2 protein-coding genes are annotated in these 938 nt (G+C 39.8%); both read right to left on the bottom strand.

Translation table 11 applies throughout. The annotated features are described in order from the left end of the window. On the bottom strand, positions 1-265 hold a 265-nt coding region (locus tag ACFIO5_RS10140), incomplete at its 3' end, for an efflux RND transporter permease subunit (protein WP_375705330.1). Then, on the bottom strand, positions 262-938 hold a 677-nt coding region (locus tag ACFIO5_RS10135), incomplete at its 5' end, for an efflux RND transporter periplasmic adaptor subunit (protein ID WP_375705329.1). The genes ACFIO5_RS10135 and ACFIO5_RS10140, both read right to left, overlap by 4 nt.

The following is a 938-nucleotide window of genomic DNA, read 5'->3' as shown; positions in this document are numbered from 1 at the left end:
GAGAAACGGCATCTTCTATAATTCTTGTAACTTCACGATCTATTGTTTCCGCTGATGCTCCAGCAAAAGCTGTCATAATTGTTATCACTGGAGTATCAACATCCGGAAGTTCTCGTACATCAACATTCAGCCATGCAGCAAACCCTGCGATTATAATCATAGCATTTAAAACAAAGGTAAAAACCGGTCTGCGAATAAATAAGCCAATTATACCATCTTGTTCTTCCTGCACCCTAAGCTGCTTTGTATTCAATTCTTGACTCATTGTACATCCTGCTCAGGAAGTGATAATAATTGCTGTTGACGGGCTTTTGAATCATCAATTGTTACCTGACTTCCTGGATAAAGCATCTGTACTCCCTTAATGACAATTTGATCACCACTTTTCAGGGCTGCTTTCACAAACACTTGATCTGCTTTATGCTGAATAATTGATACTGGAATGGGTTCTACCTTCCCATCTCTCACACGCCAAACAAATGATCCTTTGCTGTTCCATTGAACCGCAAGAGGATTAACAACAGGAAGCAAATCACCATAAAATTGCAACGCAACAGAAAAAGACATACCAGACATAAGCGTATCTTTTTCATTCTTGATTTCAACCTGAACATGAAGTGTGCGGCTTTCTGGATTAATGACATTATCAATCGCATAAATATGACCAACAAGAGTTTTATCCGGCTGTGCCATTAATGTCGCAGTCACTTCATCTCCTTTATGAATATGCGATGCGTACCGTTCAGGAACCCATATATCGACTAAAATACGTTCTCTATTTTCAACACGACCTATTACAGTATTAAGAGCTACAGCATTGCCCTCATCAATGGGTAAAATGCCAACAGTCCCGCTAATCGGCGTACGAATTGTTCGCCGATCAAGATCTAATTCAGCATTACGCAAAGCTAAATTCGCATTATCCAACTCTAAACGTG

It is taken from the genome of Bartonella sp. AA86SXKL (genome assembly GCF_042196885.1).
Note: the sequence above shows the minus strand (reverse complement) of the source record. Positions and strands in the feature narration are given on the sequence as shown.